The 23,290-nt window shown below is 72.9% G+C and carries 22 protein-coding genes; 11 read left to right on the forward strand and 11 right to left on the reverse strand.

Annotation, left to right across the window (positions count from 1 at the left end; translation table 11 throughout):
* The 4 genes from ACSDG8_RS08285 to ACSDG8_RS08300 are packed head-to-tail and all read right to left on the reverse strand — an operon-like array spanning window position 1 to window position 3,557.
* On the reverse strand, window positions 1-630 hold the full coding sequence (locus ACSDG8_RS08285) for a response regulator (RefSeq protein ID WP_210896065.1): 630 nt from the start codon (window positions 628-630) through the stop codon (window positions 1-3).
* On the reverse strand, window positions 627-1,895 hold the full coding sequence (locus ACSDG8_RS08290; RefSeq protein WP_307856225.1) for a sensor histidine kinase: 1,269 nt from the start codon (window positions 1,893-1,895) through the stop codon (window positions 627-629). The genes ACSDG8_RS08285 and ACSDG8_RS08290 overlap by 4 nt, the downstream gene beginning before the upstream one ends.
* Window positions 1,896-1,898: 3 nt before the next feature.
* Window positions 1,899-2,639: an ABC transporter permease gene (locus tag ACSDG8_RS08295; RefSeq protein ID WP_210896067.1), complete on the reverse strand. Its 741-nt coding sequence runs from the start codon at window positions 2,637-2,639 to the stop codon at window positions 1,899-1,901.
* 9 nt (window positions 2,640-2,648) lie between these two features.
* Window positions 2,649-3,557 carry an ABC transporter ATP-binding protein gene (locus ACSDG8_RS08300; RefSeq protein WP_210896069.1) on the reverse strand — a complete coding sequence of 303 codons (909 nt, stop codon included), beginning with the start codon at window positions 3,555-3,557 and terminating at the stop codon, window positions 2,649-2,651.
* A 177-nt stretch (window positions 3,558-3,734) separates the two neighbouring features.
* Between ACSDG8_RS08300 and ACSDG8_RS08305 the strand changes: the two genes are divergently transcribed.
* Window positions 3,735-4,517, forward strand: a complete 783-nt coding sequence (locus tag ACSDG8_RS08305) for an aminoglycoside adenylyltransferase domain-containing protein (RefSeq protein ID WP_210896071.1) — start codon at window positions 3,735-3,737, stop codon at window positions 4,515-4,517.
* A gap of 59 nt (window positions 4,518-4,576) precedes the next feature.
* Here ACSDG8_RS08305 and ACSDG8_RS08310 read toward each other — a convergent pair whose 3' ends face one another.
* Entirely contained in the window at window positions 4,577-5,725 is a 1,149-nt protein-coding gene (locus ACSDG8_RS08310) for an MFS transporter (RefSeq protein ID WP_247678933.1), read from the reverse strand.
* 155 nt (window positions 5,726-5,880) lie between these two features.
* On the reverse strand, window positions 5,881-6,744 hold the full coding sequence (locus ACSDG8_RS08315; RefSeq protein ID WP_210896075.1) for an aldo/keto reductase: 864 nt from the start codon (window positions 6,742-6,744) through the stop codon (window positions 5,881-5,883).
* An 87-nt stretch (window positions 6,745-6,831) separates the two neighbouring features.
* Here ACSDG8_RS08315 and ACSDG8_RS08320 point away from each other — a divergent pair, with 87 nt between their 5' ends.
* Complete coding sequence (locus ACSDG8_RS08320; RefSeq protein ID WP_307856226.1) at window positions 6,832-7,245, forward strand: nuclear transport factor 2 family protein; 414 nt, start codon at window positions 6,832-6,834, stop codon at window positions 7,243-7,245.
* Window positions 7,246-7,253: 8 nt separating this feature from the next.
* On the opposite strand, the gene ACSDG8_RS08325 is transcribed toward ACSDG8_RS08320, so the two are convergent.
* From ACSDG8_RS08325 to ACSDG8_RS08335, 3 genes are all read right to left on the reverse strand, one after another.
* The gene (locus ACSDG8_RS08325; protein ID WP_210942974.1) at window positions 7,254-8,231 is read right to left on the reverse strand and encodes a phosphotransferase; all 978 of its coding nucleotides are present in this window, start codon (window positions 8,229-8,231) and stop codon (window positions 7,254-7,256) included.
* 94 nt (window positions 8,232-8,325) lie between these two features.
* Window positions 8,326-10,797 carry an ABC transporter permease gene (locus ACSDG8_RS08330; RefSeq protein WP_210896077.1) on the reverse strand — a complete coding sequence of 824 codons (2,472 nt, stop codon included), beginning with the start codon at window positions 10,795-10,797 and terminating at the stop codon, window positions 8,326-8,328.
* Entirely contained in the window at window positions 10,794-11,543 is a 750-nt protein-coding gene (locus tag ACSDG8_RS08335) for an ABC transporter ATP-binding protein (RefSeq protein ID WP_210896079.1), read from the reverse strand. Before ACSDG8_RS08335 ends, ACSDG8_RS08330 begins: the two co-directional genes overlap by 4 nt.
* A gap of 225 nt (window positions 11,544-11,768) precedes the next feature.
* Between ACSDG8_RS08335 and ACSDG8_RS08340 the strand changes: the two genes are divergently transcribed.
* Window positions 11,769-12,872 (forward strand): FUSC family protein, encoded by a 1,104-nt coding sequence (locus ACSDG8_RS08340; RefSeq protein WP_210896081.1) that lies wholly within the window; start codon window positions 11,769-11,771, stop codon window positions 12,870-12,872.
* Between the two features lie 19 nt (window positions 12,873-12,891).
* Here ACSDG8_RS08340 and ACSDG8_RS08345 read toward each other — a convergent pair whose 3' ends face one another.
* A complete protein-coding gene (locus ACSDG8_RS08345; protein WP_210896083.1) occupies window positions 12,892-13,965 on the reverse strand; it encodes an XdhC family protein in 1,074 nt (357 codons plus the stop codon).
* A 116-nt stretch (window positions 13,966-14,081) separates the two neighbouring features.
* Here ACSDG8_RS08345 and ACSDG8_RS08350 point away from each other — a divergent pair, with 116 nt between their 5' ends.
* The 8 genes from ACSDG8_RS08350 to ACSDG8_RS08385 are packed head-to-tail and all read left to right on the forward strand — an operon-like array spanning window position 14,082 to window position 22,324.
* Window positions 14,082-14,954: an FAD binding domain-containing protein gene (locus ACSDG8_RS08350; RefSeq protein WP_439427758.1), complete on the forward strand. Its 873-nt coding sequence runs from the start codon at window positions 14,082-14,084 to the stop codon at window positions 14,952-14,954.
* A gap of 2 nt (window positions 14,955-14,956) precedes the next feature.
* A complete protein-coding gene (locus tag ACSDG8_RS08355; RefSeq protein WP_210896087.1) occupies window positions 14,957-15,505 on the forward strand; it encodes a (2Fe-2S)-binding protein in 549 nt (182 codons plus the stop codon).
* Entirely contained in the window at window positions 15,502-17,892 is a 2,391-nt protein-coding gene (locus tag ACSDG8_RS08360) for an aerobic carbon-monoxide dehydrogenase large subunit (protein ID WP_210896089.1), read from the forward strand. Before ACSDG8_RS08355 ends, ACSDG8_RS08360 begins: the two co-directional genes overlap by 4 nt.
* Before the next feature lie 11 nt (window positions 17,893-17,903).
* The gene (locus ACSDG8_RS08365; RefSeq protein WP_210896090.1) at window positions 17,904-18,773 is read left to right on the forward strand and encodes an XdhC family protein; all 870 of its coding nucleotides are present in this window, start codon (window positions 17,904-17,906) and stop codon (window positions 18,771-18,773) included.
* Window positions 18,774-18,781: 8 nt separating this feature from the next.
* Window positions 18,782-19,354 carry a nucleotidyltransferase family protein gene (locus ACSDG8_RS08370; protein ID WP_307856227.1) on the forward strand — a complete coding sequence of 191 codons (573 nt, stop codon included), beginning with the start codon at window positions 18,782-18,784 and terminating at the stop codon, window positions 19,352-19,354.
* The gene (locus ACSDG8_RS08375; RefSeq protein ID WP_210896094.1) at window positions 19,351-20,220 is read left to right on the forward strand and encodes an AAA family ATPase; all 870 of its coding nucleotides are present in this window, start codon (window positions 19,351-19,353) and stop codon (window positions 20,218-20,220) included. Before ACSDG8_RS08370 ends, ACSDG8_RS08375 begins: the two co-directional genes overlap by 4 nt.
* Window positions 20,217-21,092: an SRPBCC family protein gene (locus ACSDG8_RS08380; protein ID WP_210896096.1), complete on the forward strand. Its 876-nt coding sequence runs from the start codon at window positions 20,217-20,219 to the stop codon at window positions 21,090-21,092. The genes ACSDG8_RS08375 and ACSDG8_RS08380 overlap by 4 nt, the downstream gene beginning before the upstream one ends.
* Window positions 21,089-22,324, forward strand: coding sequence for a vWA domain-containing protein (locus ACSDG8_RS08385; protein WP_210896099.1), 1,236 nt, complete (start codon window positions 21,089-21,091; stop codon window positions 22,322-22,324). The genes ACSDG8_RS08380 and ACSDG8_RS08385 overlap by 4 nt, the downstream gene beginning before the upstream one ends.
* On the opposite strand, the gene ACSDG8_RS08390 is transcribed toward ACSDG8_RS08385, so the two are convergent.
* Window positions 22,249-23,205, reverse strand: a complete 957-nt coding sequence (locus ACSDG8_RS08390; RefSeq protein ID WP_210896101.1) for a LysR family transcriptional regulator — start codon at window positions 23,203-23,205, stop codon at window positions 22,249-22,251. The two genes, ACSDG8_RS08385 and ACSDG8_RS08390, sit on opposite strands and share 76 nt — an antisense overlap.
* Window positions 23,206-23,290 lie beyond the last annotated feature (85 nt).

Below are 23,290 nucleotides of genomic sequence, written 5' to 3' on the forward strand. Positions count from 1 at the left end.
TCACCGCTCGGGGGTCAGGTAACCCCTGGAGAACGCGGCCGCCACGGCCGCCGCCCGGTCGTTGACGCCGAGTTTCGCGTACGCGTGCAGCAGGTGCGTCTTCACCGTCGCCTCGCTGATGAACAACTGCCGGGCCGCCTCGCGGTTGGTCGAGCCCCGGGCGACCAGCTCAAGGACCTCCAGCTCCCGCTGCGACAGCGGCTCCGAGGCGGGCTGCCGCATCTGCCGCATCAGTCGCGTCGCGACCGCCGGGGACAGCGTCGCCTGTCCCCGCGCGGCCGCCTCGACCGCGCGGAACAGTTCCTCGCTCGGCGCGTCCTTGAGCAGGTAGCCGGTCGCGCCGGCTTCGACGGCGGGCAGCACGTCGCTGTCCGTGTCGTACGTGGTCAGCACCAGCACACGGGCCGGCACTCCCCGTCTCGCCAGTTCCCGGATGGCGGTGACGCCGTCGACCTTCGGCATGCGCAGGTCCATGAGGATCACGTCGGGCCGCAGCGCCTCCCCGGCGGCGATGGCCTCCGCGCCGTCCCCCGCCTCGCCCACCACCTCGAAGCGCGGGTCGGCGCTGAACATGCCGCGCAGCCCGTTGCGTACCACCGGGTGGTCGTCGACGATCAACAGGGAGATCACGATCCGGCTCCGGCGGGGATGGCCGGCACGGTCGCCGAGATCGCCGTGCCGCCGCCGGGTTCCGACTCGATGTCCAGCCGCCCGGAGAGGCGCTGCACCCGCTGTCGCATGCCCGCGAGCCCGAAACCACCGTCCCCGGCGCTGTCGGCGCGCCTCGCGCCGGGCTCGAAACCCACCCCGTCGTCGCGTACGTCGAGCGTCACCAGATCCTCCATGTACGACAGGGTCAGCCCGACCCGGCTGGCCCGGGCGTGCTTGGCCACGTTGGCGAGCGCCTCCTGCGCGGCCCGCAGCAGCGTCACCTCGACGTCGGCGTGCATCGGGCGGGGGTCGCCGGTGGTGGTCAGCACCGCGTCGATGCGGTGCACCTGCGACCAGCGCCGGGTCACGTCGCTTATCGCCTCCGGCAGCCGGGCCTCGGCGAGCACGTCCGGCTGCACCGCGTGCACCGTCCGGCGGGCCTCGGTGAGGCTGTCGCGGGCCAGGTTCTTCGCGTTGTCCACGTGCCGGCGCCACGCCTCGGCCCGGTCGGCGTGCTGCTCGGCGGCCTGGAGCTGGGTGAGGATGCCGGCGAGCCCTTGAGCCAGCGTGTCGTGGATCTCCCGGGCCATCCGCTGCCGCTCGTCCCGCACGCCCGCCTCGCGGGCCTGCACGAGCAGTTGGGCGTGCAGGCCGGCGTTCTCCGCGAGCGCCGACTCCAGCTTGACGTTCGCCTCGTGCAATTCGGTGAGCGCCCGCTTCTGCCTGTGGTTGCGCCGGTCGTCCAGCTCGGCGAAGCGGAAGAACGCCCCGGCCAGCACGATGATGACCAGGGACAGGACCAGCCACTCGTCCACTGTGGCGTCGGACAGGCCGCCGGTGGACGACGCGGCCTGGATCACCGCCGTGGCGGCGACCCCGGCGTACCGCCAGGCGCCCTTGAGGAACAGGAACGCGTGGACGTAGCCGATGAAGGTGAAGATGCCGTACCAGGGGGCGAGCGCCACCACGCTCGCCCCCAGCACGATCAGCCCCACGTAGTACAGGCCCGTCAGCGGGCCGCTGTGCCGCCAGCGTGGGTGCGCCTGGAACCCGGCCGTCCAGAGCGCGAGCGCGGCGGTGAGCCCGAGCACCAGCGGGACGTTCAGCGACACGTCCCAGAACGGGAGCACCAGCGTGATGAGCGTGCAGATCGACAGGAGGACGTACGGCAGGACGGCGAAGAACACCTTCTCGTTGCGTTCCCAGCGGTCGAACTCCGCCCGCAGCTCGGCCTCGATGCTCACGACCTACTCCCAGCGGAAGTACCGCGCGGCCAGCCCGCCGGCCACGATCGTCCACCCCAGCATCACGGCCACGGGCAGCATCTGCGGCCACTGACCGGCGGTGGCGTCCTGCAATGATTGCACGCCCGCGCCGAGCGGGGTGACGTCGCTGATCGCCCGCAGCACGCCCGGCATGCTGTCGCGCGGAAGCCACAGGCCGGCGAAGAACACGACCGGGAAGAAGAGCACGGTCCCGACCGCCCCGGCGCTCTTGCCGCTGGGCGCGAGCGCGGCGACCAGGAGTCCGATCGCGAACATCGTCACCGCGGCCAGCACGTAACTCGTCAGGTAGGCCGGCACGTGCCGGGGCAGCCGTACGCCGAACGCCAGCCGCCCGACGGCGAGCGCGACCAGCATCGTCACCACGGACAGGGCGGTGGACATCAGCAACTGCGCGCCGAGCATCGCCTCCGGCCGGACCGGCGTGGTTCGCATCCGTCGCAGCACGCCCTTCTCCCGGTAGGTGGCGAGAAGCTGGCACAGGCTGTTGAGCGCGAACATGGCGAGGCCCAGCGCGACGATGATCGGCACGTACACGTCGATGGTCCGCAGCCCGCCGAGGTCCGCGTCGGGCTCCCGGAACGCGGGGATCGCGCCGAAGATCACGAGCAGCAGCGGCGGGAAGCCGAGCGCGAAGAAGACGATCATCGGCTCGCGGAAGAACAGTCTGGTCTCGGTGGCGGTGAGCCTCAACAGTGCGGACACGATGTCTCCTCAGGCGTCGATCGGGCGGCCGGTGAGCGCGACGAACGCGTCGTCGAGCGAGGTCTGCTCGACCCGCAGATCGGCCGCGACGACCTGATGGCGGGCGAGCACTGTGGTCACGGCGAGCAGCACGTTCCCCGTACCGGTCACCACGAGCTGGCTGCCGGCCCGCTCGACGGACGTGACCTCGGGCAACGCGGTGAGCAGGGCGTGGTCCAGCGGCGCGGAGGGCCGGAACCGGATCCGCTGCCGGTCGTCGACGCGCGCCACCAGCCCGGCCGGGGAGTCGAGCGCGACGAGGCGGCCGGCGTCGATCACGGCGAGCCGGTCGCAGAGCCGTTCCGCCTCCTCCATGAAGTGCGTGACCAGCAGGACCGTCACGCCCCGCTCGCGGACACCTTCGATCAGATCCCACGTGTCGCGCCGCGCCTGCGGGTCGAGGCCGGTGGTCAGCTCGTCGAGCACCGCCACCGTCGGGTCACCGACCAGCGCCAGCGCGATCGACAGCCGCTGCTTCTGCCCGCCGGACAGACGCCGGAACTGCGTGCCGAGCTTGTCGGTCAGGCCCAGCGTGTCGACGAGCGCCCGCCAGTCGGCCGGCCTGCGGTAGAAGGAGCTGTACAGCGCCATCGCCTCGCCGACGGTCAGCTTGTCGGGCAGCTCGCTCGCCTGGAGCTGCGCGCCGAGCAGGTGCCGCAGTTCGCCGGTGTCGCGTCGCGGGTCGATGCCGCAGACCCGGACGGCGCCGCCGTCGGGGGTACGCAGCCCTTCGACGCACTCGACGGTCGTGGTCTTGCCGGCCCCGTTCGGGCCCAGGATGCCGAAGATCTCGCCCCGCTCGACGGCGAAGCTGACGCCGTCCACAGCGGTGTGCCCGCCGTAGCGCTTGACGAGGCTGTCCACCTCGATGATTGCCATGGCAGAAGCGTGCCGTCCGGCGCCCGTACGCCGAATCGACTGCGCGGCGAGGACCGTTGCGCAACGCGGTGGGTGCGGCGGTCAACCACCTGGTTGATGCCGGGGTCAGCCGCGCCCCGGCGTGGACGGGTGGCTTACTCGGTGGCGGCCCGACGGTCCGCGGCGCAGGATCGCCCGGTGGTCTCACCCGATGTGGTTCTCTCTGACCTCCGCGAGACGTGGCGCCGGGCGCTGCCCAACCGGCTGCTGGGCCTGTACGTGCACGGCTCGTTCGTGGCAGGCGACTTCGCCGTGGACCGCAGTGACCTCGACCTGCTCGCGGTGCTCGCCGACGACCCGGACGAGAAGCTGCTCGACGTCCTCGCCGACCTGCACGCCGACCTCGACCGGCGGCACCCGCGGTGGGCCGGCCGGATCGAGGTCGAATACGTGTCGGTGGACGCGGTGCGCGCAGTCCCCGGACGGAACCACATGATCGCCCGGATCAGCCCCGGCGAGGCGCTGCACCTGCTGCCAGCCACCACCCACCGCGTCGTGGCCTGGGCCGCCGTCCACGACCACGGCCGTACGCTGCTCGGACCGCCGGCCGGCGAGCTGCTGCCCGCCGTCGATCCCGGCCTGGTCCGCGCGGCTCTGCTGGACCACGTCCGCGACTGGCCGGCCTGGGTGCTCGAGATGACCCCACCCGGAGCCCAGTCCTACGCGGTGCTCACGCTCTGCCGGGCCTTCCAGCGCCTGTGCCACGGCCGGCAACTGTCCAAGCGACAGGCCGCGGAGCAGACGATCACCGCGTTCCCGCGACGGGCGGACCTCATCGCCTGGGCACGCGACTGGTGGTACGACTGCGGCCAGGACAGCGATCCCGGCCGGTTCGACGACGTCCGGGCGTTCGTGCACGAGGTCAGCGCCGCCATCCTGGCCCACGAACGCGACACGTACCCCGGCCCGGCAGAGGACTGAGGACGGAGCACGGCACACGCCACGCGCGGGCCGGTGGCGGGCGGTGGCGCGAGACGGGTCTAGACGGCCCCCGCCCGGTCCGGACGCGTCCGTTCGCCCCACCGGACGACCGCCGGGGCGACCAGGCCGACCACGACGAAGACCGCGCCCATCAGCAGCCAACCCGGGGCGCCCCAGGCGATGCAGAGCAGGCCCAGGACGGAGGGGGCGGCGACGTTGGCCAGGCCGGCGCCGAGCCCGGCGACCCCCGTGTACTGCCCCTGCGCGTGCGGGGGCGCGAGGAGGTACTGCAACTCGAGCGAGCCCGCCGTGTGCCACAGCTCCCCCACCGTGTGCGCGGCGACTCCCAGCGTCATCACCGTCACGGCGAGCCATCCGGGCATCGTCGACGTGGCGGCGATCAGGGCCATCCCCACCAGGAACGCCAACCCGGAGCGACGCACGGCCCGGCCGGCTGCCGGACCGGTGTCGATCCCCCTGCTCGCCCGGACCTGGAGCGCCGCCACGAGCGCGGTGTTGACGAGCACTGCTGCCCCGACGAACCAGCGCGGCGCGTCGGTACGCGAGATGATCCACACCGGCAGCGCGAAGACGAGCACCTGGCCCTGAATTCCCATGATGGCGTCGAGCGCGGTGACCGCCATGTACGGCTTGTCCTTCAGGGCGATCCAGCGTCCGGTGGTGCGCGGCGCCGCGATGGGCGGCAGTGAGGGCAGCCGGGTGATGACGGCGGCGCACGCCACGAAGCTGACGGCGTTGCCGACGATCAGGGTCAGGTACGCGGCGCGGGTGTCCAGTTGCACGGCGGCGCCGGCGACGAGGGCGCCGCACGCTCCGGCGAGGTTGGCGACCGAACGGAGATAGGCGCGGTACCGGGACAGGTTCGTGCCGGCGAAGCCGCGTACCAGCGGGCCGCGTGACGCCCCGCCGGCTGATTGGGCGAGCTGGTTGAGGCAGACCAGGACGACGAACGGCCAGAACGTGTGGACGAAGACGAGGGCGGCCGTGGTGGCGGCTCGGACGACCAGGGTCAGCAGGTAGATCTCGCGCGGGCCTCGCCGGTCGGCGAGATGCCCCGTCGGGATCCCGGCGAGCATCCCGACGAGTGCCGCGATGCCCATGCCCAGGGCCACCTGCGCCAGGGGAAGGCCGACGGAGCGGGTGAAGAAGAGCACGGCGCTGGTCATGAAGACGCCGATTCCGACCATGTTGACGAATGTCGCGACGGCCAGGACGCGCCGCGGGCCGCGCTCGGGGACGAGTCCCCGGGCCACGAGCCATGAGCTGTGCGGCGCAGGAGTGGAGAGGGACGTGACCGCTGCCCGCACAGGGTGAGACCTTCCGTCGAGAGTCGTGGGCCGCGTTAACCGAGGGCGGCCAGTTCCTCGGGGGACAGTCGCAGCCCCCCGGCGGCCAGGTTCTCGACCAGATGGTCGGGGTTGCCCGTACCGGGGATGGCCAGCATGTGCGGCCCGCGGCTGAGGGTCCACGCGATCCGCACCTGCGCCGGCGTCGCCCCGTGGGCCCGGGCGACGGCCGCCACCGCCTCGTTCGTCGCCACGCCACCGGCCTCACGTCCGTCGCCGGCGATCGCGAAGAACGGCACGAAGGCGACACCCTGCTCCCCGCAGGTGCGCACGAGCTGGTCGTGCACGCGTCGGGTGTCGACGCCGTACGGGTTCTGCACGCAGACCACCGGGGCGATCGCCTGCGCCTGCGCGAGGTGCTGCGGGCGGATGTTCGACAGGCCGAGATGCCGGATGAGGCCGGCGTCGCGCAGGTCGGCCAGCGCGCCGAAGTGCTCCGCGACCGACTCCAGCCCGTTCTGGCGCAGGTTGACGACGTCGAGGTGGTCACGGCCGAGCTGGCGCAGGTTCTCCTCGACCTGTCCGCGCAGCTGGTCGGGCCGGGCCAGCGGCAGCCACTCGCCGGAGGGGTCGCGGCCCGGCCCGACCTTAGTGGTGATGACCAGTTCGTCGGCGTACGGCGAGAGCGCGGTGTTGATGATCTCGTTGGCCGAACGCAGCGGCGAGAAGTAGAACGCTGCCGTGTCGATGTGGTTGACCCCGAGTTCGACCGCCCGGCGCAGCACGCCGATGACACGTTCGCGGTCGCTCGCCGCAGCGCCGTTGCCGGTCAGGCGCATCGCGCCGAATCCGATCCGATTGACAGTCAGGTCGCCGAGTGTCCAGGTACCCGCGGACGCCGCAGTGATTTCGTTAGGCACCGGGCGAACCTAGCCATCCCCGCTGACCTGCGCAGCCGGTCATCTGCCCGATACCCATTCCTGGAGATCGCTGTTAGGTTCTTTACAGTGAAGGACGATGGTTTTCCGGTCAGGACCGGCGACGCGAACAGCGCCAGAGCCGAGGAATTGCGTGCCGCTGAGCGGCGCCTCCAGCGCGCCCAACTGTCCTCCGACGTCGCGAAGCTGGATCGGTTGATCGATGACCGCCTCGTGTTCACCGGGCCTGACGGTCGTCTCTACTCCAAGCAGGACGACCTGCACGCGCACCGATCCGGCCGACAGACGATGACCCGGGTGGACGAGGAGGACCTGGCGGTGCTCGTGACCGGCGGCACCGGGGTGACCTGGTTCCTCGGCACGCTGGAAGGCACCCAGGCCGGCGAGCCGTTTGTCGCCCGGGTCCGCTACACGCGCACCTGGATCCTCGACGCGGGCGAGGAATGGCGACTGCTCGCGGCACACGTCGGTCCGGCCGACTGAGGCTGCCGTCAGGTCGCGGCGAGCGCCTTGGTGATGTTCCACTCGGCCAGGTCCAGCATCCACTTGCGGTCCGGGAAGTCGGTGTCCGCGATCCGTAGTGGCCCCTCGATCAGTGACAACGTCTGCGCGTATCGGTAGAGCGCAAGCCGGTGGGGGTCGAGGTCGACCGGGCGCAGCGCCGGATACGACTCGCCGAAGCGCATCTGCAGCCAGGCGTGGTCCCATTCGACATCGAAGTACGTCAGCCCCTCAAAATCGATCATGACGGCTTCACCGCCCGATGTGACGAGCACGTGATCCGGGCCGAGTTCACCGTGCACCAGCCCGTACTCCTCGCGTGGGGTGACCGCGCTCCTGAGGTGGCGCACGTGGGCGGTGATCCGGTGGTGGGCGTCGGCCAGCCGGACGTCGCGGGCCGCTGCCGCGTCGAGGTGACCGAGCGCCCGGTCGACGACCACGTCCTCCGCGCGCCGGGCCTGGGACGCCTCACCCCTGGCGACGGCCGCGACCTTGCCGTAGTGCGGACCGAAGGCGGTGTGCATCCGGCGCAGGGCGTCACCGAGCGCGGCCAGCGGCGCGGCGGCGGTGGCCGGATCGTGTTCCAGCAACGCCTCCAGCCGCAGCGCGCCCGCGTCCTCGACGAGCGCGATGTCGGCGTCGAGGTGACGGCCCTCCCGGTCGATCATCATCAGATCCGGAACACGCACCCCGGCTGCGGCGAGCGCCGCATGGCTGGCGGCGAAGAGATCCGCGCCCGACGCATCGGTGAACGGGTCGTCCGGGACCGTCGGCGACGGCGGCCAGTAGTTCTCGCCCGCGGCCCACACGTACAGCATCACTGTTGTCCGGTCGTCCAACCGCAGCCGGTACACGCCCTTCTTGGTGCCGCCCGTCAGCCGGTCCACTGCCGCGAGCCGCCGGTCGGAGCCGAACTGGTCCGACACCAGGCCGTGCAGGTCGTCCGGTCCCAGGAACGTCCGCGTCATGGCCACCCTCTCGTCAGACCGAGGCGGCCAGGCTGCCAGGCCACGCGGCGGCGCACAACCGAGTTGACGCACCGGACCCGCCCCGCCGCCGGTCCTACTCCTTCAGACCGATGTTGTCGACGGGAGGAGCGCTGAGCAGCCGCCGGACCGGCCACACCGTGCTCACCAACGCCAGCAGCGTCGTACCGCCGAGCACCGCCGCCCACCCGAGCGGCGGCACGTACGGGATCGGGCTGCCGGTCAGCCCGTTGACGATCGCGCTCAGCGTCAGCACCGCGATCGTCGCGCCGATCAGCACCGCGGTGCCGAGCAGCCCGGCCTGTTCGGCCCGGACCATTGCGCGAATCTGCCGGCGGGTCACCCCGACCAGTTGCAGCAACGCCAGCTCGCGGCGGCGGGCCAGCGCCGCCATCACCATCGTGGTGGCGGCCGCCAGCGCCGCGTACCCGACCATCACGCCGATCAGCAGCCGGTTCAGCCAGGCGCCGAGCGCCAGATCGGTGCTGAGCAGACGCGTACGGGTGGCGGCGTCGAGAATCTCGGTGCCGGGCCGCGCCGCCGCCCACGTGGCCACCGCGGTGCCGGCGTCCGGGCCGCCGCGGACCAGGACCTCGTCGACGGTGTTCGCCGCCGTGTGCCCGGCGACCGTCTCGGCGGCCACTGTGACGTCACCGAAGCCGAGGCCACGGTCGTAGATCGCGACGACGTGCAACGTGACCGGCGTGCCGTCGCCCAGCCAGAGTTCCGCCTTGTCGCCGACGTCCCAGCCGGACGAGGACGCCTGCGTCGTGGACAGGGCGACGGTGCCGGCGCGCAGGTCGGCCAGGCTGCCCCTGCGCACGGCGAGGTCCATCGTCGACGTGACGCCCGCCGGGTCGACGGACTGCGCGCCGACCGGCTCGATGCCGCCGAGCGCCCGCACCACGACCTGGGTACGGCGTACCCCGGTGGCCGCCCGCACCCCGTCCAGCTCGCGGATCTCCCGCGCCGCGTCCGCCGGAAGTCCGCCCGGAGCGGTGAGCACCCGCTCGGCGAGCGTTCCCGCGCTGCTCTGCGTGGCGGTCTGCCGTTCCAGGTTGTCCTGCAGGAACCAGACCGAGCCGCCGAACCCGACGGACAGCACGAGGGCGGTCAGGACGGTCGCCATGCCCTGCGCGTTGGCACGCAGGTTGGCCGCGGCCAGGTAGCCGCCGGCCCGCCAGATGCGCGGCAGCACCGGGGTGAGCAGGCGTGCCGCGTACGCGTTGATGTGCGGTGCGAGCAGCGCCACCGCGATGACGAACAGGTAGAGCATGCCGACCGCGCCGGCCAGCGCCCCCGCCGACCCGCCGGCGCCGAGCGTGAACGCCCCGGAGGTGCCGGCCGCCATCAGCGTCAGCACGCCGGCGATCAGGCGTACCGGGCCGCTGCGCCGGGGCTCGACGGCGATCTCGCCGAGCGCCTCGATCGGCTTGATGGCGGTGACCCGGCGTGCGGCGATCAGCGCGGCGACCACCGCCACCAGGACGGCCGTACCGATGGCGGCCGGCACCGCGAACAGACCGCCCGCCATCGGGAAGCCGGCCGGCACGAACCCCCGCCCGACCAGTTCGCCGTGCACCCAGCGGGCCGCCAGCAGGCCGGCCGGGCCGCCGATCGCGGAGCCGGCCAGGGCGAGCAGCGCGGCCTCGGCGACCAGCATGCGACGCACCTGTCCCGGTGTGGCGGCGACCGCGCGCAGCAACGCCAGGTCACGCCGGCGGTGCCGGACGGACAGCCCGATGGTGCCGGCCACCACGAACACGATCAGCAGGACGACGTACCCCCCGAAGGCCGACCCGGCCTCCACCAGCAGGCTGCGGGCGGCCTGGTTCTCCGACTGCTCGGCCTTCCCACGGTCCTTCCCGGCGTACGTCGTGGCGCCGGCCGCCGACGCGATCTCCCGCACCGCGCCGAGGTCGGCACCGGGCGCCAGCCGTACGCCGATCGCGTCCACCCGGCCCGGGTGGGCGGACAGGCGGGCGGCCTGCGCGTCGGTGAAGAACACCTCGGCCGAACCGGTCTCGGCGGTCCCGCTCACCCGGTACGACCGGCCGATCCCGCCGACGACCAGCTCGATCCGGTCGCCGGGCGCCACCCCGAGCCGGGTGTCGGCCACCACCTCGTCGTCGGTCCGCGGCGCGGCGCCCGCGGCGAGGGGACGACCGGTGAAGACGTACGTGTCCCAGCCGTGTCCCACGGCGGCGGGTGAGCCGATCAGCACCCTGTCGTCGCCAGTGACGGCGGTGACGCCCGGCACCCGGCGGATCCGGTCCACCAGGTCGGCGTCCACGGTGCCGCCCTCGGGCAGCGTCACGGTGCTCGTGGTGGTCTCGCCGTCGAACTCCCGGGACGTGTGGCTGACCGTGCGGTTGGCGACGACCACGTCGGCGCTCGCCCACAGCCGCGGCTCCGGGCGGAACCGCAGCCCTGATTCGACGAGCGTGCCCATCGCCACCAGGATCAGCACGCCGACGATCAGCGCAAGCAGGGTCGCGGCCGCGGGGCCGGTGCGGTGCCGCAGCAGGCGGGCGGCGAGGCCGGTCATCGGAGGACCCGCCCGTCCAGCGACGCCAGGTGCTCGGCGATCCGGACGGCGCCGAGCTGCGGGAGGTCCGCGACCATCGCGCCGTCGGCCAGCACGAGCACCCGATCCGCGTACGACGCGGCGATCGGATCGTGGGTCACCATCACCACCGTCTGCCCGCGCTCGTCCACGACCGCGCGCAACAACGCCAGCACCTCCGCCGCGGTCCGCGAGTCGAGGGCGCCGGTGGGCTCGTCCGAGAAGATGACCTCGGGCCGGGTGGCCAGCGCCCGGGCGATCGCCACCCGCTGCTGCTGGCCGCCGGACAGCGCCGCCGGCCGGTGGTGCAGCCGGTCGGCGAGTCCGACCCGCTCGACGACGTGGGTCAGCCAGGCCCGGTCCGGGCGGACGCCGGCCAGACGCAGGGGCAGCACGATGTTCTCCTCGACGGTGAGCGCGCCGATCAGGTTGAACGCCTGGAAGACGAACCCGATCCGGGTACGCCGCAGCTCGGTCAGGCGCGTCTCGGACAGCCCGGACAGGTCGGTGCCGCCGACGACCACCCGGCCGCTCGTCGGGCGGTCGAGCCCGGCCGCGATCTGCAGCAGCGTGCTCTTACCGGATCCCGACGGCCCCATCACCGCGGTGAAGGTGCCCCGGCCGAAGCCGACATCGACGCCCGCGAGCGCGGTCACCTGGTTGCGGCCGGCGCCGTACACGCGGGTGAGTTGTTCGACGCGTACCGCCGGCTCGACGGTCTGTCTCATCTGGTGGCCTCTCTCCGTGTGCTCGGCAGGAACTGCGCGCACCAGAAACGCTATTGACCTGGCAGAACGGCGACCATCCAGCGGGCTGCCCGGTTCGGGTACAGCAGGCGCTACCACCGACCCGTACCTCAGCGATTGAGCAGGTCACAGCCGGGGTAGTGGGCCTCCTCGCGGAAGATCACTCGGCGGCCGGTCCCGGTCCGCCCGGCGAGAGGGATACCACCGGTGCGGACCTGGGCACGCGACGCCGTCGCGCGGCTACGCAGCGACGGGATGACAGTGGTCGAGCTGACCGCCGCCGCTGTGGTCGCGTGGATCGTGGCGGCGGTGGTGATCCGTCACCCGGACCCGTTCTTCGCGCCGACCGCCGCCCTCGTCGTGCTCGGCGAGTCCCGCGGGCGACGGCTGCGGCAGACCGTCGAGATCCTGCTCGCCGTGGCAGCCGCCGTGCTCGCCGCGGAGCTACTGGTGTACGCGTTGGGCCCGGGCACCCAGACGGTCCTGCTGGTGCTGCTGCTGACCACCACGACGCTCGTGGTGATCGGGGCCCGCCGTGCCCTGGTCGTGCAGGCCAGCGTCTCGGCCATGTACCTGGTGGTGGTCTCCGCGCCGAACGGGACGCTGATGCCGTTCCGCTTCGTCGACGCGCTCATCGGCGGCGCCGTGGCGCTTGCCGCCAGCCAGATGATGGCCGCCCGTGACCCGCTGGCGCCACTGGTGGCCCAGGCCCGGCGCAGCTACACCGACCTGGCCGACCTGCTCGACCAGGTCAACGCGGCGCTGCGCGGCTGCGACGAGGACGCCGCCCGCGCCGCCCTGGACCGGGCGCGACAGGTGGACGACTGCGTCGCCGAGATGCAGGCCGCGGTGCTCGCCACCGGTGAGACGCTGCGGCTGGGACTGCGCCGCCGACATCTGGGCAAGCTCGTCGAGGTGGAGGCCACGCTGCGGCAGCTCGACTACGCCGCCCGCAACATCCGGGTGCTGGCCCGGGCCGGCGTGACACTGACCCGCCGGCACACCGCCACGCCGCCGGAGCTGGCCGCCGCGATCGGCGCGCTGACCTCCGCCGTACGGTCGGCTGGTGAGGCCATGGCCCACGACCTCACCGGCGCCGACGCCGACCGGCACGCGCAGCGGGCCGACGCGGCGGCGCTGGAGGCGGTCCAGATCGCCGCGGGCCTGCTGCGGACCGATCCGCCGCTGCCGGTCACCATGATCGTCGGGCAGATCCGGGCGACCGCGATCGACCTGCTGCGCGGTGTCGGCCACGACGACGTGACGGTGCTGGACCGGGTGGACGAGGCGCTCGGCCTGAGCCGGGGGTGACACGTACGCCGCTGGCCGCTCAGCGGTGGTGGATCGGGGTGTCGAGGTCCGTCAGCCGCCGCCCGGACCCTCCGGCGGCCAGGGCGACGAACTCGGCGGCGATCGCCACAGCGGTCTCCTCCGGCGTCCGCGCCCCCAGGTCGAGTCCGATCGGTGAGGAGAGCCGGGCGAGGGCGGCCTCGTCCACGCCCGCCTCGCGCAGGCGGCGCAGCCGGTCGGCGTGCGTGCGGCGGCTGCCCATCGCGCCGATGTAGCGGGCCGGGGTGCGCAGCGCGACCTCCAGCAGCGGGACGTCGAACTTCGGGTCGTGGGTGAGGACGCAGAGCACCGTCCGCTCGTCGACGGCCGTCGACTCCAGATACGTGTGCGGCCACTGGACGACGAGGTCGTCGGCCTCGGGGAAGCGCTTGCGGGTGGCGAACACCGGACGGGCGTCGCACACCGTGACGTGATAGCCGAGGAACCGGCCGATCCGGGCCACCGCGACGGCGAAGTCGATCGCGCCGAAGACGATCATCCGGGGTGGCGGCAGGTACGACTGGACGAAGACGGACACCTCGTCGTGCCGCTGCTGCCCGCGCGTACCGAGTTGAACGGTTCCGGTGGTGCCGAGGGCGAGCATGCCCTCGGCCTGCTGCGCCACCGCGCGGTCCAGGTCGGCGTCGCCGAGGGTGCCGGCCACCCGGTCGGGCCAGACCACCATCTGGGCCTCGCCGGCCGACGCCGTCGCCACCGGCGCGCCCGCGCGGATCGCGGCGAGCACCGCGTCCGGCTCCGTCAGCACGACGTCCGGCTGGACCAGGACCTCGATGGTGCCGCCGCAGGTCAGACCCACTTCGAAGGCGTCGTCGTCGCCGACGCCGTACGTCTCGGTGCGCGCCTGGCCGGTGCGGATGGCCTCCTGGCAGAGCTCGTACACCGCGCCCTCGACGCAACCTCCCGAGATACTGCCGACGACCTCCCCGTCGGCGCACACCGCCATGGCCGCGCCCGGCGGTCGGGGCGCCGACTTCCACGTCCGCACGACTGTCGCGACGGCGAACCGGACGCCGGCGGCACGCCACGCGGTCAACCCGTCGACGATGTCTCGCATTGCCGCACGATCCGTGAGCAGCGGCGGCACCGTCAACGCCGACCTAAGGACTTGCTTAGGTCGGCGTTGACTTCCGCAGGCGCCGGCACCACATTGACGACTTCCGGAGGTGCGATATGCAGGTGCCGGCCCCGTTCGAGTACGAACGAGCCACCAGTGTGGACCATGCCATCAGCCTGATGGAGCGGCTGGGCAGCACGTCACGGCTGATCGCCGGCGGGCACAGCCTGCTGCCGATGATGAAGCTGCGGCTGGCCAGTTTCGACTATCTCATCGACATCAACGATCTCCACGGCGAGCTCGGCTACATCGAGGCGGGCCCGTACGAGCTACGCATCGGTGCGCTGACCCGGCATCGGGAACTGCTCGAGTCCGCCACCCTGACGGCCGCCTTCCCGATCTTCGCCGACGCCGAGCGGGTGATCGCCGATCCGGTGGTGCGCAACCGGGGCACGCTGGGCGGCTCCCTGTGCCAGGCGGACCCGTCGGAGGACCTGTCCGCGGTCTGCACCGCCCTGGACGCGAGCTGCGTGATCCGTGGGCCGGGCGGCGCCGAACGGGTGGTGTCCATGGAGGAGTTCCACGTCGGGCCGTACGAGACGGCCGTCGGCGACGGGGAGATCCTGGTCGAGATCCGGCTGCCGGTGCGGCCCGGCTGCGGCAGCGCCTACGAGAAGGTGGAGCGCCGGGCCGGCGACTGGGCGGTGGTCTCGGCCGGCGCCGCGGTCTGGCTCGACGGCGGCGTGATCCGGGACGCCCGGGTCGGGCTGGCCGCTGTGGGCCCGAACACCACTGGCATCCCGGAGATCTCCGCGGCGCTGCGCGGGCAGGAGCCCAGCGAGAGCCTCTTCGAGCAGGCCGGCGCGATCGCCGCGCGCAGCTGCGATCCGGCCACCGACCAACGGGGCAGCGCGGACTACAAGCGGCACCTGGCCGACGAGCTGACCAGACGGACCCTGCGCCGGTCCGTGGAACGGGCGAGGAGCTGAGCATGCAGGTCACCATGACCGTCAACGACGTCGAGGTCACCCGGGAGATCGAGGGTCGCCTGCTGCTGGTGCACTTCCTGCGCGACGTGCTGGGCCTGACCGGCACGCACGCGGGCTGCGACACCAGCAACTGCGGCACCTGCGTCGTCTGGCTCGACGGCGAACCGGTGAAGTCGTGCACCGTGCTGGCCGCGATGGCCGGCGGACACCAGGTGCGTACCGTCGAGGGCCTGGCGAAGGGCGCGGAGCTCGACCCGGTCCAGCAGGGCTTCATCCAGTGCCACGGCCTGCAGTGCGGCTTCTGCACTCCCGGCATGATGATGACTGCCCGCGCACTGCTCAACCGCAACCCGGACCCGACCGAGGCGGAGATCCGCGAAGCGATCTCCGGTCAGATCTGCCGCTGTACGGGCTACGCCACCATCGTGCGCTCGGTGCGCTGGGCCGCCGTACACGAGGCCAACGCGGCCGCCGCGGTCACCGAGACCACCGAATCACGCGAAGCCGGCGAGATCGACAACGCCGGCCAGCCCGCCGGGAGCGTCGTATGACGACTGTGCACGAGCACGTGGACACCTTCCACGACAACGACCAGAAGCCGGTGGGCTACGGCCGCATGCTGCGGAAGGAGGACCCGCGGTTCGTGCGCGGCCGGGGCCGGTTCGTCGACGACGTCCGGCTGCCCGGCATGCTGCACCTGGCCATCCTCCGCTCGCCGGTGGCCCACGCGCGGATCCTGAGCATCGACACGAGCGCCGCCGAGGCCTCCCCCGGCGTCAAGGCTGTCGTGACCGGGGCGATGCTGGCCGAGCAGGGTCTGGCCTGGATGCCGACGCTCTCCAACGACGTGCAGGCCGTGCTCGCCACCGACAAGGTGCGCTTCCAGGGCCAGGAGGTGGCGTTCGTCGTCGCCGAGGACAAGTACGCGGCGCGGGACGCGCTGGAGCTGATCGACGTCGAGTACGACGTCCTCGACCCGGTCGTCGACGCCCGCCGCGCGCTCGAGCCGGGCGCCCCGGTGATCCGCGACGATCTCGAAGGCAAGACCGACAACCACTGCTTCGACTGGGAGACCGGTGACGAGGCGGCCACGGCGGCCGTGTTCGCCCGGGCGGACGTCGTGGTCACCCAGGATCTGGTCTATCCGCGGGTGCACCCCGCGCCGATGGAGACCTGCGGGGCGCTCGCCGACTTCGACGCCGTCGACGGCAAGCTGCGCCTCTGGTCCACCACGCAGGCGCCGCACGCGCATCGCACCCTCTACGCCCTGGTGGCGGGCATCCCCGAGCACAAGATCCAGGTGATCTCGCCGGACATCGGCGGCGGCTTCGGCAACAAGGTGCCGATCTATCCGGGGTACGTCTGCGCGATCGTCGCGTCGATCGTCACCGGCAAGCCGGTGAAGTGGATGGAGGACCGCTTCGAGAACCTGATCAGCACCGGCTTCGCCCGCGACTACATCATGCGCGGTGAGATCGCGGCGACCCGGGACGGCCGGATCCTGGCCATCCGCACCAACGTCCTCGCCGACCACGGCGCCTTCAACGGCACCGCCGCGCCGGTGAAGTACCCGGCCGGCTTCTTCGGGGTCTTCACCGGCAGCTACGACATCGAGGCCGCGTACTGCAAGATGACGGCGGTCTTCACGAACAAGGCGCCGGGCGGTGTGGCGTACGCCTGTTCGTTCCGCATCACCGAGGCCGTCTACCTCGTCGAGCGGATCGTCGACTGCCTCGCCGACGAGCTGGGCATGGACCCGGCCGAGCTGCGGCTGAAGAACTTCATCCGCCCGGAGCAGTTCCCGTACACGACGAAGACCGGCTGGGTGTACGACTCCGGCGACTACGAGCCGACCATGCGGCTCGCGATGGAGATGGCCGGCTACGCCGACCTGCGGCGCGAGCAGCAGGAGAAGCGGGCCCGGGGCGAGTTGATGGGCATCGGCATCGCGTTCTTCACCGAGGCCGTCGGCGCCGGCCCGCGCAAGAACATGGACATCCTCGGCCTGGGCATGGCCGACGGCTGTGAGCTGCGCGTGCACCCGACCGGCAAGGCCGTGGTCCGGCTCAGCGTGCAGTCGCAGGGCCAGGGACACGAGACGACGTTCGCGCAGATCATCGCCGAGGAGATCGGCATCCCGCCGGACGACATCGACGTGGTCCACGGCGACACCGACAACACGCCGTTCGGTCTCGGCACCTACGGCAGCCGATCCACCCCCGTCTCCGGCGCCGCGGCGGCCCTGGTCGCCCGCAAGGTCCGCGACAAGGCCAAGATCATCGCCTCCGGCATGCTGGAGGTCTCGGTCGCCGACCTGGAGTGGGACAAGGGTTCCTTCCGGGTCAAGGGCGACCCGGGCAGGAGCGTGACCATCCAGGACATCGCGATGCGGGCGCACGGCGCCGGCGACCTGCCCGAGGGCGTCGAGGGCGGGTTGGAGGCGCAGATCTGCTACAACCCGTCGAACCTGACGTATCCGCACGGGGCGTACATCTGCGTGGTGGACATCGACCCCGGCACCGCGCAGGTCAAGGTGCGGCGGTTCATCGCCGTCGACGACTGCGGCACCCGGATCAACCCGATGATCATCGAGGGTCAGGTGCACGGCGGGCTGGCCGACGGAGTCGGCATGGCCCTGATGGAGATGATCGCGTTCGACGAGGACGGCAACTGCCTCGGCGCGTCCCTCATGGACTACCTGCTCCCCACCGCGCTCGAGGTGCCCGACTGGGAGACCGGCTTCACCGTCACCCCGTCCCCGCACCACCCGATCGGCGCGAAGGGCGTGGGCGAGTCGGCCACCGTCGGCTCCCCGCCCGCGATCGTCAACGCGATCGTCGACGCGCTCGAACCCTTCGGCGTACGGCATGCCGACATGCCGTTGACGCCGTCGCGCGTCTGGGACGCGATGCGCGGCAACGCCCGCCCGCCGATCTAGGGGAGGTGGCCATGACGACGATCGCCCGCCGTACGCATGATCTGACCGTCTCGCGCGAGCCGTTCGTGCACGCCACTGTGGTCCGGGCGCAGGACCCGACGTCGGCCCGGCCCGGCGACGACGCCGTGATCCTGCCGGACGGCACCATCGAGGGTTTCGTCGGCGGGATGTGCGCCGAGAACTCGGTGCGGGCGGCCGCCCTGGACACCCTCCGGGACGGCAAGGCGCTGCTGCTGCGGGTCCTGCCGGACGGCGCGCCCGCCTTCCCCGACACTCCGGGGGCACGGGTCGTGGTCAACCCGTGCCACTCGGGCGGAGCGCTGGAGATCTTCCTGCGCCCGGTGCTACCCGTACCCGTGCTGGGTCTGGTGGGCGACACGCCGATCAGCGCGGCGGTGGCCACCCTGGCTGCCTTCCTCGACTTCGAGGTGGCCACGTCCGGTGACTTCTCCGGCGCGACCGCGGTCGTGGTGGCCGGCCTCGGCAAGGGCGAACAGGACGCCATCCGCGCCGCGCTGGATGCCGGGGTGGGACACATCGCGCTGGTCGCCAGCCAAAAGCGCGGGGCGGCGGTGCTCGACGAACTGGCGCTGTCCGACGCGGAGCGCGCCCGGGTCCGGACCCCGGCCGGACTGGAGATCGGGGCACGCTCACCGCAGGAGATCGCGCTGTCGATCATGGCCGAGGTGGTGCGGGCGCTCCGGGTGGACGGCCTCGCCGCCTCCTCCCCCGCACCACCCGTCGCGCTCCCCCAGCAGGCAGTCGACCCGGTGTGCGGGATGACCGTCCTGGTCGGGCCGGACACCCCGCACGTGCGGATCGACGGCACCGACCACTGGTTCTGCTGCCCCGGCTGCCTCGACCGGCACGTGGCGGCGTAGCCGTGTTCGTGACCGGCCTGGTTCTGGCCGCCGGGGCCTCGGTGCGCCTCGGCGAGGCCAAGCAACTGCTGCCGTACCGGGGGCGGACGCTGCTCGACGCCACCCTCGACCTGGCCCGCTCGTGCGCCTTCGACCAGTTGCTGGTGACCCTCGGCGGCGCCGCCGACCTGGTTCGCGAGCGGGTGGACCTGACCGGGGTCCAGGTCGTCGAGAACGCCGAGTTCAGCACCGGCTGCGGATCGTCGATCCGCGCCGCGACGCAGGCGGTGGACCCGCGCGCCACCGGGCTCGTGCTCCTGCTCGGCGACCAGCCCGGCGTACGGGCCGCCGACGTGCGCCGGGTCGCGGCGGCGACCACCCCGCTCGCGGTGTGCCGGTACGCCGACGGCCTGGGGCACCCGTTCTGGTTCGCCCGCGACGTCCTGCCGGAGCTGCGTGTCCTGCACGGCGACAAGGCGGTGTGGAAGCTGCTGCACTCCGGCCGGCACCCGGTCACGGAGGTGCCGGGGGACGGGCCGGTGCCGATCGACGTGGACACCCGTGCGGACTACCGGCGGCTGCTCTCGGGCGAGGCGCGGTGAAGGATCCACAGGCCGTGCGGCGCCGGCTCGACGCCGTCGACTACCTGGCCGACGACGGCATGGCGATGGCCGTCTTCCTCGCGCTGGAGCTGGGCAAGCCGCTGCTGCTCGAGGGCGAGCCCGGCGTGGGCAAGACCGCGGCGGCGAAAGCGCTGGCGCGGGCGCTGGACACGACACTGATCCGGCTGCAGTGCTACGAGGGCCTGACCCCCGGCGAGGCGCTGTACGAGTGGAACTACCAGCGGCAGTTGCTCGCCATCCGGCTGGCCGAGGCACGGCACGCCTCGCTCACCGACGCCGACCTGTTCGCCGCGGAGTTCCTGCAGGAACGGCCGATCCTGCGGGCGGTACGCCACCCGGGGCCGGTCCCGCCGGTGCTGCTGATCGACGAGATCGACCGGGCCGACGACGAGTTCGAGGCGCTGCTGTTCGAGTTCCTCGGCGAGTCCGGGATCACCATCCCCGAGCTGGGTACGTTCACCGCGGCCACGCCGCCGGTCGTGGTGCTCACCTCGAACCGCAGCCGCGACCTGCATGACGCGCTGCGCCGCCGCTGCCTGTACCACTGGATCGACTTCCCGGAGCCGGGCCGCGCCACGGAGATCGTCCGGCGGGCCGTGCCGGGCGCCACCGAAGGGCTGATCCGCACGGCGACCGCGTTCGTCGGCGACGTACGCGCCCTCGGCCTGGACAAGGCGCCCGGCATGGCCGAGGCCATCGACTGGGTCGCCGCGCTCTCCGTGCTCGGCGCCGCCGACCTCTCCGCCGACGACGTCGTCCGGACCATCGGCACCATCGCCAAGACCCCAGACGACCGCGCCGCCGTCGCCGCCGCGCTCGGCGCACACCAGGAGAGGCCGGCATGAAGATCACCAACGAGTTCACCGTCGACGTTCCGATCGCGCGGGCGTGGGCGATCCTCACCGACCTGGAGGGCATTGCGCCGTGCCTGCCGGGCGCCCGGCTGACCGGCGTCGACGGCGACGTCCACCAGGGCACGGTGAAGGTCAAGGTCGGTCCGGTCGTCTCCGAGTTCGCCGGCACCGCACGTTTCGTCGAGAAGGACGACAGTGGCTATCGGGGGGTGATCGACGCGAAGGGCCGCGACCGGCGGTCGGCTGCGAACGCGTCCGCTCTGGTCACCGCCCACCTGCGGCCGGACGGTCAGCGCACAGTCGTCAGCGTGGACACCGATCTGAAGATCTCGGGGCGGCTGGCCCAGTTCGGCAGCGGCATGATCAAGGAGGTGTCGAGCAAGCTGCTCGCCCAGTTCGTCGCCAACCTCGAGGCGAAGCTGGCGGCCGAGGAGACCGGCGACCCGCACGCGGCCACCGCGCCTGATGCGACCGAGCCCGCACCGGCCGTCGCCGCCACGCCCGAGCGCGCCACGTCCGCCGCGACCGGACCCGACGCCTCCACGGCCACGCCCCGTACCCTCGACGCCGACGCCGACGCCGACGCCGACGTGAACGCCGACGCCACGGCGGTCGCCGCCTCGCCCGCCGGGCTCTCGTCCGCCACTCCGTCCGGGACCACCGTGGCCGGGACCCCCATGGCCGGCACCTCCGTGGCCGCCTCGGCGTCCACCGGTCGGCCGGATGCCGGCGCCGGCACCGAACCGGAGACGCTGGACCTGCTCGACATCGCCGGTGGGGCCGTCGTCAAGCGCCTCGTGCCGGCGCTCGTCGGGATCGTCGTCGTCGGCGCGGTGATCGCCTGGTGGGTCGCCCGTCGGTGAGCGGCAGTCTGCTGCGCGGCGTCGACCGCGCGGCGTTCGCGACGGCGTTCGCCGACCGGTTGCGGCGGGCCGGCGTACCCGCCGGGCTCACCGAGGCCGGTGACTTCGTCCGGGCGCTCGGCGTGTGGACACCCGGGGAGACGACCGCGCTCTACTGGGCCGCCCGGATCAGCTTCGTGCGGCGGCACGCCGACCTCGCCGCCTTCGACCGCGTCTTCGCCGCTGTCTTCGTCGACGCGCCGCCGCTGCCGCTCACCCGGTCCGCAGTGCCGCCGGGCGCTCGTGACGACGTGCACCTGCCGGTGCCCGCCGACACCGACGACACCGGCGACGGCGGCGGGCTGCCGTGGGCGACGTTGCCGGCGCCCGTCGCCGAGGCGGAGCCCTCCGATGCCGGGGTGCGGCTGCCCGAGCGACGGCCCAGCGCCCTCGCCGGCCTCGCCGACCGGCCGTTCGAGGACCTCGACGCCGCCCAGCTCGCGCTGCTCGGCGAGGCCCTGCGAGAGGCCGTCGCGCGCTGGCCGTCCCGGCGCACCAGGCGGCACGCCGTCGGCCCGGCCGGGCGGCGGGTCGCGCTGCGTCCGACGATCGCCCGCGCCCGTCGCACCGCGTGGGAGCCCGTCGAGGTCGTCCGCGAGCGGCCGCTGCGCCGGCCGCGCCGGGTGGTGCTGCTGTGCGACGTCAGCGAGTCGATGCGGGCCCAGGCCCACGCGTACCTGCATCTGCTGCGGGCCTTCGCGGTGACCACCGACGCGGAGGTGTTCGCCTTCGCCACGACGCTCACCCGGCTCACCGTCGCGCTGCGGCACACGTCGGCATCCGCGGCGATCGCGCACGCCAGCGCCGCCGTGACCGACCGGTTCGGGGGTACGCGCATCGCGACGAACCTGCGGGGCCTGCTCGCGTCCCCGCACGGCGACGCGGTTCGCGGTGCGGTGGTGCTGATCGGCTCGGACGGCTGGGACAGCGACCCGCCGGCCGAGCTGTCCGCCGTGATGGCCCGGCTGAGCCGCCGCGCCCACCGGATCGTCTGGCTGAACCCGCGCGCCGGCGCCCCCGGCTTCGCTCCCCTGGTGGCGGGCATGGCCGCGGCCCTGCCCTACTGTGACCGGCTGCTGCCGGCCGCGACGTTCCGGGAGCTGCTGGACGCCGCCGCTCAACTCCAGAGCGTCACGTGCACCGAGGGCCGGAAACGGTTCGCCGCGACGCCCACGCCGCGCATCATCGCCTGAATCGCCCGGGGCGTCGACGCGAAGCGGCACAGCTCGGCTGCCGCGGACGGAGTGCCGGGGGTGACGAGTACCAGCGAATGCCACACCGCCTCGGCCGTCGCGTGCGGCCCGGACAACGCCACGAGCTGGCCACCCCGGACGTCCGGCGCGACGGTGAACGACAGCGCGGGCGCGATCCCCCGGCCGCGCTGGGCCTCACCCACCGCTGCCGCGTGGCTCTGGAAGATCTGCTGCCGCTCGTCGGGTACGCCGAGCCGGCGCAGCATCGCCGGGACAGCGCCCAGCGTGTTGGTGGCCGACGGCCCGAGCAGCCAGGTCTGGTCGCGCAACTGCCCCGGGGACGCCGACACACCGGCCAGCGGATGATCCGGGCCGGCGACCGTCACGAGCCGGTAGTTCATCATGGGCCGGCAGGAGATCGCCGGTTCGGCCACCGGCGGCAGCGGCCCCATCGCGATGTCCGCGGCCCGGGTCAGCAGCAGCGACTCGAACGAGCCGGGGTCGCAGACGCTCAGCTCGATGTCGAGGTCGGCGACGCGTCTGGCGAACAGCTCGATCAGTCTCGGCGCGGCGAACTCGGCGAACTCGCTGGACGCGGCAACCCGCAGCATCCGGCGGCCGTGTGCCGCCGAACTGACCTCCAGGACCGTACGGTCCTGCAGGCCCAGCATCTCGGCCGCGCGGCTGGCGAGCCGCAGCCCGCCGGGGGTGAAGGCCAGCCCCGCCGCCGTCCGGGTGAACAACTGATCTCCGAACTCCCGCCGTAGCTGGCCGATGAGCAGCGAGACCGCCGACTCGGAGACCTCCAGCTGCGCGGCGGCCTGCTTGACGGATCCCAGCCGGACGACAGCGACGTAGGCCCGTAGCTGCGTCGGAGTCATCGGCGTCGAACCGCCCTTCTGCCGCGCTGGGCTGCTGCCGGACAGCCCGCGGTGCACCCCGATCATTCCCCGCGGATTGCGCCGC

The organism is Micromonospora sp. LA-10 (assembly GCF_051853095.1).
Classification (GTDB): domain Bacteria; phylum Actinomycetota; class Actinomycetes; order Mycobacteriales; family Micromonosporaceae; genus Micromonospora; species Micromonospora echinospora_A.

Excerpts from the sequence above, each read along its gene's own strand:
- ACSDG8_RS08300 (WP_210896069.1), bottom strand. The coding sequence starts at position 3,557 with ATGGCAATCATCGAGGTGGACAGCCTCGTCAAGCGCTACGGCGGGCAC.
- ACSDG8_RS08310 (WP_247678933.1), bottom strand. The coding sequence starts at position 5,725 with ATGGTCGGAATCGGCGTCTTCATGACCAGCGCCGTGCTCTTCTTCACC.
- ACSDG8_RS08325 (WP_210942974.1), bottom strand. The coding sequence starts at position 8,231 with ATGACGCGGACGTTCCTGGGACCGGACGACCTGCACGGCCTGGTGTCG.
- ACSDG8_RS08330 (WP_210896077.1), bottom strand. The coding sequence starts at position 10,797 with ATGACCGGCCTCGCCGCCCGCCTGCTGCGGCACCGCACCGGCCCCGCG.
- ACSDG8_RS08335 (WP_210896079.1), bottom strand. The coding sequence starts at position 11,543 with ATGAGACAGACCGTCGAGCCGGCGGTACGCGTCGAACAACTCACCCGC.
- ACSDG8_RS08345 (WP_210896083.1), bottom strand. The coding sequence starts at position 13,965 with ATGCGAGACATCGTCGACGGGTTGACCGCGTGGCGTGCCGCCGGCGTC.
- ACSDG8_RS08350 (WP_439427758.1), top strand. The coding sequence starts at position 14,082 with ATGCAGGTGCCGGCCCCGTTCGAGTACGAACGAGCCACCAGTGTGGAC.
- ACSDG8_RS08355 (WP_210896087.1), top strand. The coding sequence starts at position 14,957 with ATGCAGGTCACCATGACCGTCAACGACGTCGAGGTCACCCGGGAGATC.
- ACSDG8_RS08360 (WP_210896089.1), top strand. The coding sequence starts at position 15,502 with ATGACGACTGTGCACGAGCACGTGGACACCTTCCACGACAACGACCAG.
- ACSDG8_RS08365 (WP_210896090.1), top strand. The coding sequence starts at position 17,904 with ATGACGACGATCGCCCGCCGTACGCATGATCTGACCGTCTCGCGCGAG.
- ACSDG8_RS08380 (WP_210896096.1), top strand. The coding sequence starts at position 20,217 with ATGAAGATCACCAACGAGTTCACCGTCGACGTTCCGATCGCGCGGGCG.
- ACSDG8_RS08390 (WP_210896101.1), bottom strand. The coding sequence starts at position 23,205 with ATGACTCCGACGCAGCTACGGGCCTACGTCGCTGTCGTCCGGCTGGGA.